Raw genomic sequence first — 16,377 nt, forward strand, 5'->3', positions numbered from 1 at the left:
CGAGGTCGGGCGCGGGGAGATCCGGCCACACCTTCACCCGCCCTCACGACCGCGCCTCTGCCATGCCGGTGCCTCCTGTGCTTCCGGTGTGGAGGCCAGAGCCCGCAGGAAGTCGCCGGGTACCTGGTAGCGGTCCGCCGGGTCGTGGGCCAGGCAGGTGCCGATGACTTCGCGCATGGCTGGGGAGACGGGCAGGTCGGTGACGTACACGGGATCGTGGAAGATGGAAAAGGCCACGTCCAGGGCGTTGGTGCCGGTGCGGAGCCGCTGCCCTGTGACGCACTCGTGGAGGACCGTGCCCAGGGAATACAGGTCCGACCTGATGTCCGCAGCAAGTGCGGAGCGGATCTGCTCGGGTGCCATGTAGAACACCGTGCCCACGACATCCCCGGACTGCGTCCTGCGGTCGTACGGGGCCTGGGGGTGAGCGAGGCCGAGGTCGATGATCACCGGGCCGCGGGTCGGGTGGGCGATGATGTTGGACGGTTTGAGGTCGATGCGGGAGATGCCCATGGAGTGCAGATAGTCCAGTGCTTCACCGACGCCGCGCGCCACCCCGGCGACATCCGCCAGGGACAGGTGCCCCCTCTCCAGCAACTGGCTGAGCGACTGTCCCTCGATCAATTCCATGACGAGTGCCGGTTCTGGGGACTCGATGGCCTCAAAGGACCGTACGACGTTGGGATGGCGCACGCGGGGACCGATCTCGCATTCCCGCCGGAAGCGCAGCACGGCGGCCTCGTCGTCGGCCAACCAGGCGTGCAGCAGCTTGATCGCCACGGCTCCCCCGGTGCGCAGGTCACGGCCGCGATAGACCGCGCCCATGCCTCCGGCCCCGATCATCCTCTGCACCTCGTACCGATCGTTGAGCCGGGTGACCGGAGGGAGGGACGATTGAGGGTCCGTGGGGCGGGCGGACTGCTGCGGGACCAAGACGGCCTCGCCGTTCGGCCGCGCGCGCAGGAGCACGGTGGTCGGGGCGCTCCATCCGCTCGGCGACGCGGGCGATGAAAGGCCCAGGTCGGCTCTCTCGTCCTCATTGTGGAGAGCCAGTCCGGCGATCTTCCGGGAGTAGGTGTCGGTGAGGCGGTAGTACGTGATCGCCGCGTCCGCCGCGTTTCCGTACAGGGTGGCATCCGCCCGGCCGGGCTCACTCACCACCTCGAGGACACCGCCCCGTACGAGATCGCGCAGCAGCCGCTCCGCCGTGGGTCCGTCCACCTTCAACAGCGGGTCGAGTTGGCCATCCGCAGTGATGTCCTGGGTCGCGAAGACGCGGCCGCGGCTGCGTAATGCCCAGTCCGCCACGTGATAGGCGCCCAGCCGCCACCGGTCCTCGTTGATGGGCACGGGAGACAGCGGATTCGTCGTGTCGGAGGAGATGGTTTCCGAGAGGAGCGCATTCAAGTGGTCGTAGAACTGGACCCGTTGCCAGTCCCGCTCACCTATGTGCAACCAGGGAAGCCCTGTGTCGTCCCACGTCACCAGGGAGTTGAACTCCTGCAGCAGCCGCCTCGGGACACCGCGCGACTTGAAGTTCAAGTGGGCGATCAAGGTGGCGAGTTGGAGCGTTTTACTTTCGGGGCCGTTCAAGTCGACGGTGAGGTCCGCGCCCCGGTCAAGGTCCGCGTCCGGGCCGAGGTCCGGGGCCAGGCCCACGACCCGGGTCGGCTCCGGCGGCAGCCCGAGTTCCGTCCTCCCCCGTTCGGACAGTTCCCGGACCAGCCGCCTCGGCGCCGCCCAGAGGCAGGGCACGTACATACGCCAGGCGAATACGCTCTCGTACAGGCCATTGCCCCGGTCCACGTCCGTCAGCGCCCGGTCGTGCAGATCGGGTCCCGCGACCAGGATGAAGTGGGCTCCACGCGTGGTGAGCACGTTCTTGAGCGAACCGAGCAGCCGCTCCAGGTCCGCGATCGCTTCCTCGTCGTTGTCGGTCAGCTTGTCGACCTCGTCGAGCACGATGACCGGATGGACCCTCAACCGCGGGCGACTGCGAAACAGGCGGCCCCGGGTGGGCCGGGGACGGCGGCCGCCGAGCAGCTGGACGATGCGCATGAGGTCGTGCTCGACGTCCGTCTCCGAGTAGGCCAGGAACGCGGCCTCGGTCGTACGGGTCCGTGTGCGCCTGCCGGTCAGGCCCAGCGTGGGGGCGGCCGACGCGAGGGGCCCCTGCGGAGCCACGCCCAGGGTGGCACCGCGCTCGCTGCCCTCGGACTGCGTCTGAGTGAAGGACAGCGAGGTTCGGGTGTAGGACAGGAGCAGTGATTCCTGTACGTCGGGCGGCAGTTGCCCGAAGAGCCCTTCGTCATCCAGCGCCTCGAAGATGCGGCGCACGATGGCGAAGAGCAGCTGGTCAGGATCCATCCTGCGGGCGACGCTCAGATGCACGGCGAGCAGCGCGACACGCTCGCCGTCCTTGCCAGGACTGCCAGGACTGCCTGGGCTGCCTGGACTACCGGCCCTGCCAACACTGCCCGTTCGGGACGCCGCCAGCGCAAGCGCACGCATCACCAGGGTCGTCTTCCCGACGCCCCGGAATCCGGTGACCAAGAAGGTGCCGCCGTGCGAGTACATCAGGCGCTCGTGCAACGCCCCGACGAGTTCCTCGTTCCCGAGCACCGGTATTGAGGTGTCGCCGACGGGCAGCGGCTCATGGATGAACCGGAAATCCCGGGTCAGCGGCACACGCAACACGGCGTCCCCCTTCGCCTCGTGATCCACGTTCCCTGCTCCCTGGATCACCGTACGAATCTAGCCGGTGAACGTCACCGCGCAGGATCGAATCCGCATGCTCGGGTGGGACGGATCAGCGCAGTCCGGCGAAGAGATCACTCTCGGGTACGGGCGCACCCGTGGCGTCCTGGACACGTACGAACGTCTCCATGCCCATCAGCTCGCCGAACCGCTCCTTGCCCATCTTGAGGAAGAAGATGTTCTCACCCTGACTGGCGTGCGCGGCCAGTGAGTCGAACTTCTGGCCGCTGAACGCGGTGGTGTCCACCCACGTGGTGATCTCGTCGTCGGGGAGGCCGATCTCGGCCATGGCGGCGGTCTCGGCAGGGTCCGGCTCCGGCATGTCCTCGTGGAGCTCGCGCATGATCTGCCCGAACTGCTCCATCATCGAGCGGGGCATCGTCGTCCAGTAGACCTTGGGCGTCAGCCCTGTCATCTCCAGCGCCCTCATCGTGATGCGGTTGGCCTGGATGTGGTCCGGGTGGCCGTAGAAGCCGTTCTCGTCATAGGTGACGACCACATCCGGCTGGTAGTGCCGCATCAGCTCCGCGAGTCGGGCGGCGCCTTCCTCCACGGGGGTCTGCCAGAAGGATCCGGGGGCGTCATTGCTCGGCCAGCCCATCATCCCGGAGTCGGCGTAGTCCAACATCTCCAGGTCGCTGATCTTCAGGACCTCGCAGCTCGCCTCCAGTTCCTGACGGCGCATCGAGGCGACGGCCGCCGGGTCGTGACCGGGATCTTCGGGCTTGACACCCCCCGGCCCGTCGCCGCAACCGCCGTCGGTACACGTCACGAGAACCGTGCGAATGCCTTCCGCCGCATATTGGGCGAGGATCCCTCCGGTGCTGGTGGCCTCGTCGTCGGGGTGGGCGTGCACTGCCATGAGCGTCAAAGGCCGGTCAGCCATGAAACAGTCCTCCTGCGGACAATGTAGTGAACAAAGGTTCGATATTGGTGTGCGGCGGGGAGCACCGCGGTCCCGAGGGCCCGTGCTCGGACCCTGTCGGGGGGAGTGACCATCCTGAGGCCTCCATGTTCCCCCGCTGCCGCGCCGGTCCCCCGGTCGATCAACAGTGCCGGCAGGATCGGTTGTTCCCGCTCGTCCCCAAAGCTTTCGAGCTTTCGAGCCGCCGACAGCGGGTTACGGCGTCGTCGCCCGGAAGAGGGCGAGGAGGGCCTGGGACTGCGGAGTGTCCGCGTCGAAGTGCTGCGTGGTCAGCGAGGGCGGGACGGTCGCTCCATGCATGCGCATCTCGTGGCAGCTGAAGCAGAACGCCGCCTCGAAGAGGACAAGATCGAGGGAGTCCTCGTACGCGCGAATGCCCCAGCCCGGCGAGAAGCCGCAGCGGTGCTGTTCGCCGCCGGGCAGTTTCCCGATCAGGGCCAGGGCATCGGCAGCCTCGTCCCCAGCCCAGTGGCCGACCACCCTGCCGGGATACGGCTCGCCCGGTTCGGCGGAAAGGCCGGAGACCGGAAAGCCGGAGATCCGTACGACCTCGATCAGCGCGGTGGCGGCCACGGCTTCGACGGGGATCTGCATGAGGGCAGTCTCCCTGCACTCATGCAGACTCCTCTATCTGCTGCGGACGCCTCGAAAATATCGCCTTGTCGTTCAGCCGCCCCTGCAAGGATCATGGCGTGACGTGACGGTGAAGGCTCGCTCTGTGGAGGCCATGGGTGACAGTCTCGATCCGACCGGCTCGGCCCGGCGAAGCAGGCCTCCTGTCCGATCTGGCGTTGCGCTCCAAGGGGCACTGGGGGTATGACGCGGAGTTTCTTGAGTCGTGCCGCGACGAACTCACACTCAGAGATGCGGAACTTGCCGGGCGCCGAACGGCGGTGGCCGAGCGGGACGGCAGCGTCGTGGGCTTCGCGACGTTGGAGGGTGTGCCACCGCAGGGCGTGCTGGGCATGATGTTCGTCGACCCACGTGCAATCGGGGAGGGCATCGGCCGTCTGTTGTTCGCTCATGTCGTCGAGACTGCTGAGGCGCTGGGGTTCACCCGGTTCACCATTGACGCGGACCCGAACGCTGAGCCCTTCTATGAAGCCATGGGGGGCGTCACCGTGAGCCGCGTTCCCTCCGGGTCGATTCCTGGCCGGACCCTCACCCAGTTCCTGCGCAGGATTCCAGGCTGACGAAACGGCCCTGCCTCTCGCCGCGTAGGCGGGCTCCACCATTTCACCGCAGCCCCGCCCCCTCCACCGCCTCCCACAACAGCTCCACCGGATGCCACGCGTTCCGCTCGGTCCCGTGGAAGATCTGCTGGCGGCAGGAGACGCCCGTGGCGACCACGACCGTGTCGGCCGCCTCCGCCTCGATCGCGGGGAACAGCCGGTCCTCGCCGACCGTCATCGACACCTCGTAGTGCTCGGACTCGAAGCCGAAGGAACCCGCCATCCCGCAGCACCCGGCGTCGAGTTCGGACACCGTCACGCCCGGGATGCGGTTCAGGAGCGTGACGGTCGCGGCCGTGCCCACCTCCGCCTTCTGGTGACAGTGACCGTGGTAGAGCAGCTTGCGCCCGGCCAGCCATGAGTCGGCGCGCAGTCGCAGCCGTCCCTCGTCGATGGCCTCCACGAGGAGTTCCTCGACCTGGCGCACCCTGCCCGCGATGTCCTTGACGGCGGCGTCGTCGGGCAGCAGCGACCGGTGCTCGTCCCGCAGTGTCATCAGGCATGAGGGTTCGCAGCCCACGATCGGCGAGCCGGACCCCGTCGACTGCGCCAGGGTATGGGCGAGTTGGCGCGCCTTGTTCTTCGCGTCGTCGACCAAGCCCTTGGAGAGGCTGGACCTGCCGCAGCAGCCGCCGCTCTCCAGGCGCACCTGCCACCCCGCCCGTTCCAGGAGCTGGATGGCCGCGCGGCCAATGCCGGGCTCGGTGAACGTGGTGAAGGAGTCGGCGAGGTACGTGACCGTGCCCTGGGTGACCAGGCGCGGGGCGGACGTCCGGCGCCGACGCTTGTGCCAGCGCAGCAGGTTGCGGCGCGCGAACACCGGCAGCGGGCGCTGGGGAGCGATGCCGAGGACGCGGTCCATGAGCCGACGGACCGGTGCGATGCGGCCCGGGAGGTTGGACAGCGGTGCCGTCGCCGACCCCAGGCGGTTGAGGAGCCGGATCGCTCCGAACAGGCGGGTGCGCAGCGGCACTCCGTGGGTGTCGTGGTAGTGCGAGAGGGTCTCGCTCTTGAGGGTGGCCATGTCGACTCCGAGCGGGCACTCGCTCTTGCACGCCTTGCACATCAGACACAGGTCGAGGATCTCGTGCAGCCGCTCGTCCCCGAGCGCGGCCTTCGGGTCGGGCTCGGAGAGGGCCTTGACCAGGGCTCCCGCCCGTCCGCGGGTGGAGTCCTCCTCCTTGCGGGTGGCCATGTACGAGGGGCACATGGCGCCGCTGCCCGACTTGCGGCACAGGCCGATGTTCATGCACCGGTCGGCCGCCGCGCGCATGCCACCACCAGCACCGCCCCCGCCCACGACCTCGAAGGACAGTCGGGTGCGCAGGGGCTCGGCAGGCGGCAGGGCCGCGTCGCGGAGGCTCTCCGTCATCGGCGCCGCGTCCACGATCTTGCCCGGGTTGAGCATGCCGTCGGGGTCGAAGAGGCGCTTGACCTGGCGCATCGCCTCGTACAGCTGCTCGCCGAAGATCTCCCGGTTGAACTCGCTCCGTGCGAGTCCGTCGCCGTGCTCGCTGGAGTTCACCCCTCCGTACTCGGCGACCAGATCCTTGATCTCCTCCGCGACGGCCCGCATCCGGCCGATGTCGGCCGGGTCGGTGAGGTCGAGGTAGGGCCGGATGTGCAGACAGCCGACCGAACAGTGGCCGTAGAAGCCCGCCGTCATGTCGTGCCGGTCGAGGACGTCCTTGAACCTCCGGGTGTAGTCGGCGAGATGCACCGGGTCGACTGCGGTGTCCTCGACGAAGGCGAGCGGGCGCCGGGTGCCCTCACTGGCCGCCATGAGCAGCCCGAGTCCTGCCTTGCGGACCTTCAGCAGGGACGACTGCTGGGCCGGGGTGACCGCCTGAAGGGTGTGATAGCCGTGCCCGTGCCGGGCCCAGAGCTTCGTGAGGCGGCGCATCCGGTCCAGGAGTTCGCCCTCCTCGTCGCCGGTGAAGGACACGAAGAGGAGGGCTTCGGGTTTCCCTTCCAGGATGTCGCCGAGCGCCGCGTACTCGATCTTGCGCCGGGACAGCTCGAGGATCGTACGGTCCATCAGCTCCACGGCGGCCGGATCGCAGGCCAGCGCGTCCTGCGTACCCGCGATGGCTCCCGCCACCGAGGTGAAGTGGCCGACGGCGATCACCGTGCGGCGGGGCTTGGGCACCAGGTCGACGAGGGCGCTCGTCGCGACGGCGAGGGTCCCCTCCGAGCCGACGACGAACTTGGCGAGGTCGAAGGGGGCGTCCTCGCGGGCCAGCCGGTCGAGGCGGTAGCCGCAGGCGCGCCGCCAGTGCTCCGGGAACCCCTCGGCGATGGCCGTGGCGTTGGCCCGCACGATCTTGGGCAGCTCCCTGTAGAGGGCGCCCTCCAGGGTCGGCTGTTCGGCGCGGTGGACGCGTTCGGCCTCCTCGACCCGGCCGAGGGGCACCCGGCTGGCGTCCGCGAGCACGACGTCGAGTTCGCGGACGTGGTCGATGGTCATGCCGTAACGCACCGACCCGCTGCCTGCCGAGTTGTTGCCGATCATCCCGCCGATGGTGGCGCGATTGCTGGTCGAGGTGTCCGGGCCGAACGTCAGGCCCCACGGGTCCGCGGCGCGGTTGAGCTGATCCTGTACGACGCCCGTCTCGACCAGGGCCGTTCCGCTTCCCGGGTCGAGCTCCACGATGCGGTTCATGTGGCGGGAGAGATCGAGGACGAGGCCGGGGCCGACGGTCTGGCCCGCCAGGCTGGTCCCGGCGCCGCGTGGCACGACGGGCACCTGGTGGGCCGCTGCGGCGGCGACCGCCGCGGCGACGTCGTCGGCGTGCCGGGGGAAGACCACGCCCATCGGCGTGATGGCGTACATGCTCGCGTCCCTGGCGAACAAATGCCGTGTGTACGCGTCGAATTGGACCTCTCCGTCGAGGTCCCGGACCAGGTCCTGCCGGAGCCCACGGGCCTGGTCCCCGGACTCGGCGCTTTCATTCGCACGGTTGTCGTGCGTGGGGCTGTCGCCCTCGGTGACGGTCATGTTCGGGGGCCTCCTCGGCGGGATGGGGAGTTCGGCGGGCGCGCGGCCGCCGTCACTCGGCGCGCAGGACGTCCAGGGCGGCGGCGAGACCGCCTGGATCGATGCGTACGCCCGCCAGCTGCAGACCCATCTGCACCCCGGCGAGCGTGCCCGCGAGCGTCAGGTCGTTGAAGTGGCCGAGGTGGCCGATGCGGAAGATCCGTCCGGCGAGCCTGCCGAGGCCCGCGCCCAGAGACATGTCGAACCGTTCGAGGACGATCTCGCGCACCTTGTCGGCGTCCTGGTCCTCGGGCATCAGCACCGCGGTCAGCGAGGACGAGTACTCGCGGTCGTCGGCGCAGAGCACCTCAAGTCCCCATCCGTGCACGGCATTCCGGGTCGCCGCCGCATGCCGGTCGTGCCGGGCGAAGACGGCGGGAAGTCCTTCCGCCCGGAGCATCCGCAGCGCTTCGGCGAGGCCGTAGAGGAGGTTGGTGGCGGGGGTGTACGGGAAGAACCCGCGCCGGTTCGCCTCGATGATCGGCTGCCAGTCCCAGTAGGACTTGCGCAGCCGTGCCGTGCGGGAGGCGGCGAGGGCCTTCTCGCTCACCGCGTTGAAGCCGAGCCCCGGCGGGAGCATCAGCCCCTTCTGGGACCCGGCGACGGTGACGTCCACGCCCCACTCGTCGTGCCGGTAGTCGATCGAACCCAGCGAGGAGATCGTGTCCACGAGCAACAGCGCGGGATGGCCGGTCGTGTCCATCGCCTGCCTGATCTCGGGCACTCTGCTCGTCACGCCGGTCGACGTCTCGTTGTGCACCACGCAGACGGCCTTGATCGTACGAGCGGTGTCGGCTGCCAGGCGTTCGGCGACGGCCTCGGGGGACACTCCGTGGCGCCAGTCGCCAGGCAGGAAATCGACGTAGAGACCGAGAGCGACCGCCATCTGCTGCCAGAGCGTGGCGAAGTGGCCGGTCTCCACGTGGAGCACCCGGTCCCCGGTGCTGAGCGTGTTGACCAGGGCCGCCTCCCAGGCGCCGGTGCCGGAGCCGGGGAAGACCACGACCGGGCCCGAGGTGCCGAAGACCGGCTTCAGCGAGGCGAGCAAATCCGTGGTGAGCGCGGCGAAATCGGGACCGCGGTGGTCGATGGTCGGCGCCGCCATGGCGCGGAGCACCTGGTCGGGGACGTTGGTGGGGCCTGGTATCTGCAGGAAGTGCCGCCCGGGTCGAGAGGTCACAGTGGCCAACTCCCTTGAAATTCGTGCCACATGGTGGCACGGTGTGTCGTAAGGTGGCACGGGGAGCGTAGGGCCGACCCGGTGGGGAGTCAACGGATGCAGAGCGTTCTCAACGCACTTCGCGTACTGGAAGAGGTCGCCGCGCGGCAGCCGATCGGCGTCGCCGACCTGGCCAGAAGCCTTGAGCTGCCCAAGAGTTCGGCGCAGCGCGCCCTGCGCACGCTGCACGAGGCGGGCTGGATCCGCCCGGCCGCCGGCGAGGTCACCCGCTGGGTCGTGACGACCAAGGCGTTGCAGGTCGGGCGCCGCGCCACGGGCGAGTTGAGCCTGCGTGACGTCGCCCTGCCGCTCATGGAGGAGCTGCGGCGGCGCATCGACGAGACGGTCCATCTGACCGTGCCGGACGGCGACAAGGTGGTGCTGATCGAGCGCCTGGAGACCTCAAAGCCGGTGCGGATCATCCTGGCCCTCGGCACCCAACTGCCCATCCACGCCTCCGCGAACGGCAAGGCGGTCCTCGCGGCCAGCCCACCGGAAGTGATCGGCCGTCACCTGGACTCGGGCCTCGAGGGGTTCACGGATTCGACCATCACCGACAAGGACCGACTGCTCGCCGAGCTCGCACGGATCAGGGAGCGGGGGTACGCCACCAACGGCGGCGAGTGGCGGGACGACGTGTCCGCGGTCGCGGCCGCCGTGCGGGACGAGTCGGGCACGCCGGTCGCCAGCATCAGCGTCAACATGCCGACGAGCCGGATGACGCCGGAGGCGAGCGCCACGTACGGCGCGCTGGTGAGCGAGACGGCGCGCCAGGTCAGCGCGGCTCTGGAGCACACCGCGAGCCCTACCCCGAGACCTACCCCGAGGCACACGCGGCCGGGTGGCGCGGGCGGCCCCGAGGCGGGGCTCTAGCAACCTCCGCCCTCCGCAACGCATTCGGACGTCCCTCTTGACGCCCCCGGAAGCCCGCTCCAATACTCCCCATTGCGAAAGTTAGATTCCGCCAGACGGAATCACCCATCTGCCTGGGCTCCTTCGGTCCATGGGCGGACGTCCGTGCGCGCCGCCACCCGCCGCGCACTCCCCCGCGCCACGCGCACCCTTCGTCATGTGCCACGGCGCTCCGCGAATGACCATCGGCCGACGGCAAGGGAGCCCTCGTGTCAGATCAAGTCATCTCCATCATCGCCCTGGTCCTCGTCTTCGCCATCGCCACCTTCTCCGCCGTCCACCTGGGCGTCCTCGCGCTCGTGGCGGCATTCATCGTCGGCGCCACCGTGGCGGACGAGTCGACGGACGACCTGTTCTCCGGCTTCCCCGGCGACTTGTTCGTGGTCCTGGTAGGCGTCACACTCCTCTTCGCCATAGCGAAGAACAACGGCACGGTCGACTGGCTCGTCAACGCGGCCGTGAAGGCGGTCAGAGGCCGGATCGCCCTGATCCCCTGGGTCATGTTCCTCGTCACCGCAGGACTCACCGCGGTCGGCGCGGTCACCCCGGCCGCGGTCGGCATAGTGGCCCCCATCGGCCTCGGCTTCGCCGTCGCGTACGGCATCAACCCCGTGCTCATGGGCCTGCTCATCGCCAACGGGGCCAGTGCGGGCGGCTTCTCGCCGATCGGCGTGTTCGGCAGCATCACCAACAACGTCGTCGAGCGGAACGACCTGCCCGGCAATCCGACCCTCCTGTTCACCGCCTCGTTCCTGTTCAACGTGGCGCTGTGCGTCATCGTCTTCCTCACCTTCGGCGGCCGACAATTGCTCGGGCAACGTGCGGGGCACCACAAAGGCGGTGGCGACGGTTACGCCGAGGGCACGCGCCCGGACGCCCCGGCGCCGCCCGACGGTCAACTGATCGAGGCGGGCGCAGCGCCCCGTCGTACTCTCGCCGCCACCGGGACCGCGACCGCCGCACCCATGGCGCAGGAAGAACCCCTGAAGCTCGACGGCCCGCGCACGCTCACCCTCATCGGCCTGCTCAGCCTCGTCGCCGGAGCGCTCTTCTTCGACCTCGACGTCGGCCTGATGGCACTCACCATCACCGTCGTCCTGTCCCTGGTCTCCCCGAAATCGGTCACCGGTGCCGTGGACCGGTGCGCGTGGTCCACCGTCCTGCTGGTCTGCGGCATCGTCACGTACGTGAGCCAGATGGAGCGCATCGGCACCATCGACTACCTCGGTAAGCAGGTCGCATCCATCCACGCACCGCTCGTCGGCGCCCTCCTGATCTGCCTCATCGGCGCCCTGGTCTCCGCCTTCGCCTCGACCACCGGAATGCTCGGCGCGCTGATCCCGCTGGCCGTGCCCTTCCTGCTCGCGGGCGAGGTGGGGGCCGTCGGACTCATCACCGCACTGGCCATCTCCGCGTCGGTGGTGGACGCCTCCCCGTTCTCCACCAGCGGGGCGCTCGTGACCGCCAACACCCCGGCGGAACAACGCGACTTCGTCTTCCGCCGCCTCATGGTCTGGGGGCTCGGCATCAGCCTGGTCGGCCCTCTCGTCACCTGGGGGCTGTTCGTCGTGCCGAGCTCGCTGTGAGCAGGCACGGGTAGGCACGACGACGGCCTGTGGGGCCCATACCCCGTTACGGGTCAGGTGTGGTGTCGTCGGCGGCGGAGCCACGGCAGGAAGCCTCGGCTCGGCTGCGGGGCACCGTCCGTAGCGCCCGCGGCGCCCGCACCGCCCGCGGCCGGTTCAGCGGGGAGAGGTGCAGGCGCTGGGCTGGGCATCGGCGGTACGTGTGGAGAAGGCCGTTCCTCTTCTTCTTCGACTGGGGAGTGCTGTTCTTGGGGCTCGTCGTCGGGCGGCGGGGTCAGGGTGGGGGCCGGAGGGGTCGAGGGCGCCGGGGACGTGGCCTCGGCAGGCGGGGCGAGGGCGTCCGGGGCTGGCACAGGTGCTTGCTTGGGCGCTGGCGTCGTTGCTGGCTTCGGGGCTGGCTCCGGCGCAGGGTCGGGGAGCGCTGTTGTCCGGTGGGGAGGCTCAGGCCGGGGCGGCGCTTGGGGGGCTTCGGGGCGGGCCGTGCGCGGGGCCGGTTTCCGCCAGCGGTCCAAGGCCTGCTCCTGGGATTTCACTGGTGCAGGGCAGCTGGGCGGAGTGGTGGTACCCGCTTCGTCGTCCTGCCAGAACGCCAGCTGCCAGTGGGCGTCGGCCCATAGGCGCAGGGCGGGCGTGGAGCCGCGGGCGTAGATATCCCATCCGCCGACTGCCAGCACGTGGGTGCCGACGGTCAGGGGTTCCATGAGGCTCGCGAAGCCGGAGCGGATCGTCACGTGGAACTGTCCGCCCTGGGACGGAACGTCGACGGCGAGCAGAGCGAAGGGACTGTAGTTGCTGTCCCGGCTGACGCTCTCGACCGTGCCCACGACAGCGATCGGGTGGGTGAGGACGGGGGTGGCCCGAAGGCGGGCGAAGAGCCGCGCGTAGGAGTCGTGCTGGGGGCCGTAACAGAAGTCCGCCCACGGAATGAGCCGACCGTCGCGCGTTCGGACGCGGAACCGAGAGGCGATCTCCGGGTCGTAGTCGTGCAGTTGCAGGAATTGGGCGATCTTCGCTGCGGTGCCGACCGCGGGCGGCGGATTGGGCCGGACCGCGGTGACGGAATGGCCCACACCGTCGTCCCGGATGCCGACTTCGGCGTCAGGCCCGGGGGACGGCACTTCGTCCAGTCGGTGGGGCAGGTTGAGCCGCAGCGCCCCGCTCGAATCCACGTCGGCCATGCCGTGGGATCCGTGGGCGATGTGTGTGGTGACCGTGTCCGGATTGAGCGGACACGTCTCGTCGTGCTCGGCCCCGAGGAGCCGGTACTGCGCCCGCACCGGATTGCCCTTGGGCGAGTGGGCTCGTACCGGTCCGAAGGGGGCCGTACATTTCCAGCAGATCAGGTCGCCGTTGAAGTCATGGGGCGGTCCGATGTGACGCCGGAAGACATGGCGGTCCGTGTCCTTCTCGCGAGCGCGGTGCACGCGTCATCCCTCCCCTTGTACCGAATCTCTGCGCCACCGTCCGACCATCGTGTGAGCCGGACCTGATGTGTCAGCACCTGCAGCCTGTCATGCCTGGGGAAGGTTCTCGTGGTGCGGGGGTGCGGGGGTGCGGCGGTCCGGGGATACGGAGGTACGGGTCTCCGCGCTTGCGCAGCATCCGCAGGCAGTGGCGGAAACCGGGCGGGCCGTAACCGTCTCTACTCCGCGAAGAAATCGCCGAGCGCGCGACCGATCCGGTCAGGCGCATTCTCCGTGGGGATGTGATCCGCATCGGGGATGCGGATGAGCGTGGTGTTCGGGATCTCCGAGGCGAACCGCTCGGCGAACTCCACCGTCTCGTGGAGGTCGTCCTCGCCCCAGATGAGCAGCTTGGGTGTGGTGGACCGCTGCAGCACGGGGACGAGGTCGAGGGTGTAGCGGTTGTCGGCCGCACCGGCCAGGGCCACCCAGGAGCGGCGAACCCGCGCATCGGTCCACGGGTCCACGTAGTCCGCGATCAACGGCTCGCTGGCGACACCGGCCAGCACTCTTGCCACCGCCTGCCGACGGCTGTCGAGCACGCCCTCAGCCGTGCTCGCACCCCGGAAGCTGGCTACGTGGGGCGCGGGCCAGGAGTCGTAGAGGACGGAGTTGACCAAGGCGAGGCGGGAGATCCCGCAGCGGTTGTGGGCGAAGCGGTCGTGCGCGAGGAGATGCTGGGCGATGGCGCCGCCGATGTCATGGCCCGCCAAGGCGATCGGTCCGGAGAGCTCCAGCGCGGACGCGAAACGCGTCACCCAGTCCGCGAGGGCCGGAACCGTGGCGGTCTCCGGCGTGAGCTCACCTCCTGAGCGCCCCAGTCCGGGGAGATCGACCGCGATCGGCCGCAGCCCCGCGTCAGCGAGGTGGTCCAGTACCGGGAGCCAGACCCGGCTCCAGTACGTTCCGTGCAGCAGCAGTACGGGGCACCCGTCCGCCCTCCCGGCGGTCAGGTAGCTGGCGACCTCGCCGTCGACCTGGACTGCGCGCCTGACCGCTGTCGATTCGGTGCTTTCACTCATGAGACCACTGTGGCCGGGGTCGATCTCCCTGCCGAGAGTCCGAAAAGACACCTGGGAGTACATTCCTGCCATGAGCCGTAGAGGCGGGCACCATGGTCCTGCCCCGCACCGGGAGGGCAGCCGATTCCAGTACGCCGCACAGCTCACCCTGCGAGGACGGACGAGTCACTGGCACCTGCTGGAGTGGGCCACCTCCCAGACGTCAGCGCAGGGCGTCGAGCGCGGCGATGATGTCGGCGGGCTCGGCACGCTTGATGTAGTCGGTGTCGGCGAACGCCCAGCGGACGGTGCCGGTCCGGTCGATGACGTACGTCGCGGGGAGCGGGAGGGTGCGCCGGTGGCCGCCGTTGACGCGGTGGAGGTCGAAACCCAGCTTGTCGTAGGCGGCGGCGAGGTCGTCCGGCAGGTCGAAGGCGAGACCGTACGCCTTGGCGGTGTCGGAACCGACGTCGCTGAGGACGGCGAAGTCCAGGTCGTGCTTCTCGGTCAGGGACAGTGATTCGTCGGGGATCTGCGGGGAGATGGCGACGAGTTGGGCGCCGCGGTCGGTGATGGCGGCCTGGTGCTGCTGGAGGGAGCGCAGCGCAAGGTTGCAGAACGGGCACCACGCGCCGCGATAGAAGGTGAGCACGACCGGGCCCTGGGCGAGGAGCCGGTCGAGGGCGACGGTCTCACCGGTCGCGGAGGGCAGCGCGAAGCGCGGCGCCTGCGCGCCGACGGCGAGGGCGCGGTCGACCTGGCCGGACGCGGCGAGTTCGGCGTCGGCCCGCTGCATGATCTCCCGTATCTCGGCGGGGATCTGATGACGGCGGGCTTCGTAGAAGGCGCGCAGTTCTGCGTTGAGGGTCATGAGGTTGGTGCCCTTCCCGTATGGGGGCAGGCGTGAAGGACCCACCCCAGGAACTTGGAACGCTCGTTTCAAGATAGTGGAAGGAGCGGTATCTTGAAACCACTGTTCCAAGATGGTGGTGAGGTGAGGCATGGCGGACATCAAGCACTTCGATCCGGACGCGACCCTGGAGACGGCGCTTCGCCTGTTCTGGAAGCAGGGCGTGGCGGCCACCGGCGTGCAGGACATCGTGAATGCCACAGGGCTCAACCGATCCAGCCTGTACTCCACGTACGGCGGCAAGCAGCAGCTCTACCTCGCCGCGTTGAACCGCTATGTGGCGACCCGCTCTCAGCCCGCCTTCCGGCAGATCGCCGAGGACGAGCGAGGGCTGCCCGCGGCCGCGGACTTCTTCCACGGCCTGATCCGCGTGCGTACATCGGGAGAACACGCGCGCTGGGGCTGCCTGGTGGCCAACGCGCACACGGGCGCGCAGAGCGACGACCCGGAAGTGCGGGCCGTCCTGGACCGGCACCACCAGGAGCTCTGCGACGCGATGCGCTCCGCGCTCGAAACGGCGCAACGGGAAGGGCAGTTGGCAGCTTCCACCGATCCGTCCTCGGTGGCCGAGCTGCTCGCGCTGCTCGCGTACGGGGTGAACATGCGGTCGCGGGCGGGCGGCGACGCACGCTCCCTGAACCGCACCGTCGATACAGCTCTCGACTCGATCCGGAACCCGGAACGAGAACGCCGGGGCTGAGAGCGCCGGGCCTCACTTCGCGGCGACCGTCCCGCCACGGTGCCCATGGCCACCACGCCCAAGACTGCCCCATCCGCCGTGCGGAGTTCAGCGCGCCCGAGGCAATCCCCCGGCTCTCAGTCCGCGTCCCGCCGACGCAACAGGTTCATCGCGGTGAGCGTGAGCACGACCTCGCCGCGCTGGTTGAGGACCTCGATGTCGGTGTGCACCAGGCCGCGATCCGGCTTCGAACGCGAAAGACGGGCGGCCCGGGTCGTCGTCCGGATGGAGAGGCTGTCGCCGGGACGCACCGGCTGAACCCAGCGCAGCTCGTCGACGCCCGGCGAGGCCAGGCTGGCGACCTTGCTGACGTAGTGATCGGCGTACAGCCGCATCATGACGGACGCGGTGTGCCAACCGCTCGCGATGAGCCCCTTGAACGGGCCTTCCGCGGCCGCGGCCGGGTCGGTATGGATGCCCTGCGGGTCGAACTCACCGGCGAACCTGAGGATGTCCTCCTCGGTGAGGGTGACGCTGCCGTAGGTGTACGTGGAACCTGGCGCGTAGTCCTCGAAGTAGCGTTCTTGGACTGGGGTGTTGAAATCAGAACCGAGGGCGGAGGTCGGTGGTGTCGTCATCGACGACACGATAGTGAG

At 69.2% G+C, this 16,377-nt stretch carries 13 protein-coding genes; 4 read left to right on the forward strand and 9 right to left on the reverse strand.

The window, feature by feature from the left end; all coding sequences use genetic code 11:
- Positions 1 to 33 precede the first annotated feature (33 nt).
- The 3 genes from AC068B_RS23815 to AC068B_RS23825 all read right to left on the reverse strand — a co-directional run bounded on the left by AC068B_RS23815 (position 34) and on the right by AC068B_RS23825 (position 4,276).
- Entirely contained in the window at positions 34 to 2,724 is a 2,691-nt protein-coding gene (locus tag AC068B_RS23815; RefSeq protein WP_478673683.1) for a serine/threonine-protein kinase, read from the reverse strand.
- A gap of 85 nt (positions 2,725 to 2,809) precedes the next feature.
- Complete coding sequence (locus tag AC068B_RS23820; protein WP_478673684.1) at positions 2,810 to 3,643, reverse strand: PIG-L family deacetylase; 834 nt, start codon at positions 3,641 to 3,643, stop codon at positions 2,810 to 2,812.
- Between the two features lie 234 nt (positions 3,644 to 3,877).
- Positions 3,878 to 4,276 carry a hypothetical protein gene (locus AC068B_RS23825; protein WP_478673685.1) on the reverse strand — a complete coding sequence of 133 codons (399 nt, stop codon included), beginning with the start codon at positions 4,274 to 4,276 and terminating at the stop codon, positions 3,878 to 3,880.
- 137 nt (positions 4,277 to 4,413) lie between these two features.
- Between AC068B_RS23825 and AC068B_RS23830 the strand changes: the two genes are divergently transcribed.
- The gene (locus AC068B_RS23830) at positions 4,414 to 4,875 is read left to right on the forward strand and encodes a GNAT family N-acetyltransferase (protein ID WP_478673686.1); all 462 of its coding nucleotides are present in this window, start codon (positions 4,414 to 4,416) and stop codon (positions 4,873 to 4,875) included.
- Positions 4,876 to 4,918: 43 nt separating this feature from the next.
- On the opposite strand, the gene AC068B_RS23835 is transcribed toward AC068B_RS23830, so the two are convergent.
- Both AC068B_RS23835 and AC068B_RS23840 read right to left on the reverse strand, forming a co-directional pair.
- Positions 4,919 to 7,912, reverse strand: coding sequence for an FAD-binding and (Fe-S)-binding domain-containing protein (locus AC068B_RS23835; RefSeq protein WP_478673687.1), 2,994 nt, complete (start codon positions 7,910 to 7,912; stop codon positions 4,919 to 4,921).
- Between the two features lie 52 nt (positions 7,913 to 7,964).
- Positions 7,965 to 9,131, reverse strand: coding sequence for a pyridoxal-phosphate-dependent aminotransferase family protein (locus AC068B_RS23840; RefSeq protein WP_478673688.1), 1,167 nt, complete (start codon positions 9,129 to 9,131; stop codon positions 7,965 to 7,967).
- A 96-nt stretch (positions 9,132 to 9,227) separates the two neighbouring features.
- Here AC068B_RS23840 and AC068B_RS23845 point away from each other — a divergent pair, with 96 nt between their 5' ends.
- Positions 9,228 to 10,043 (forward strand): IclR family transcriptional regulator, encoded by an 816-nt coding sequence (locus AC068B_RS23845; protein ID WP_478673689.1) that lies wholly within the window; start codon positions 9,228 to 9,230, stop codon positions 10,041 to 10,043.
- Positions 10,044 to 10,291: 248 nt separating this feature from the next.
- A complete protein-coding gene (locus tag AC068B_RS23850; RefSeq protein WP_478673690.1) occupies positions 10,292 to 11,668 on the forward strand; it encodes an SLC13 family permease in 1,377 nt (458 codons plus the stop codon).
- A gap of 53 nt (positions 11,669 to 11,721) precedes the next feature.
- Here the strand turns inward: AC068B_RS23850 and AC068B_RS23855 are convergent, their stop codons facing one another.
- The 3 genes from AC068B_RS23855 to AC068B_RS23865 all read right to left on the reverse strand — a co-directional run bounded on the left by AC068B_RS23855 (position 11,722) and on the right by AC068B_RS23865 (position 15,003).
- Complete coding sequence (locus tag AC068B_RS23855) at positions 11,722 to 13,092, reverse strand: hypothetical protein (RefSeq protein ID WP_478673691.1); 1,371 nt, start codon at positions 13,090 to 13,092, stop codon at positions 11,722 to 11,724.
- Positions 13,093 to 13,310: 218 nt separating this feature from the next.
- Positions 13,311 to 14,153 (reverse strand): alpha/beta fold hydrolase, encoded by an 843-nt coding sequence (locus AC068B_RS23860; protein ID WP_478673692.1) that lies wholly within the window; start codon positions 14,151 to 14,153, stop codon positions 13,311 to 13,313.
- A 202-nt stretch (positions 14,154 to 14,355) separates the two neighbouring features.
- Complete coding sequence (locus AC068B_RS23865; RefSeq protein WP_478673693.1) at positions 14,356 to 15,003, reverse strand: peroxiredoxin-like family protein; 648 nt, start codon at positions 15,001 to 15,003, stop codon at positions 14,356 to 14,358.
- A gap of 130 nt (positions 15,004 to 15,133) precedes the next feature.
- Between AC068B_RS23865 and AC068B_RS23870 the strand changes: the two genes are divergently transcribed.
- Complete coding sequence (locus AC068B_RS23870; RefSeq protein WP_478673694.1) at positions 15,134 to 15,742, forward strand: TetR/AcrR family transcriptional regulator; 609 nt, start codon at positions 15,134 to 15,136, stop codon at positions 15,740 to 15,742.
- Positions 15,743 to 15,858: 116 nt separating this feature from the next.
- Here the strand turns inward: AC068B_RS23870 and AC068B_RS23875 are convergent, their stop codons facing one another.
- Positions 15,859 to 16,359 carry a MaoC family dehydratase gene (locus AC068B_RS23875; protein WP_478673695.1) on the reverse strand — a complete coding sequence of 167 codons (501 nt, stop codon included), beginning with the start codon at positions 16,357 to 16,359 and terminating at the stop codon, positions 15,859 to 15,861.
- Positions 16,360 to 16,377 lie beyond the last annotated feature (18 nt).

Source organism: Streptomyces sp. NPDC042371 (assembly GCF_056437465.1).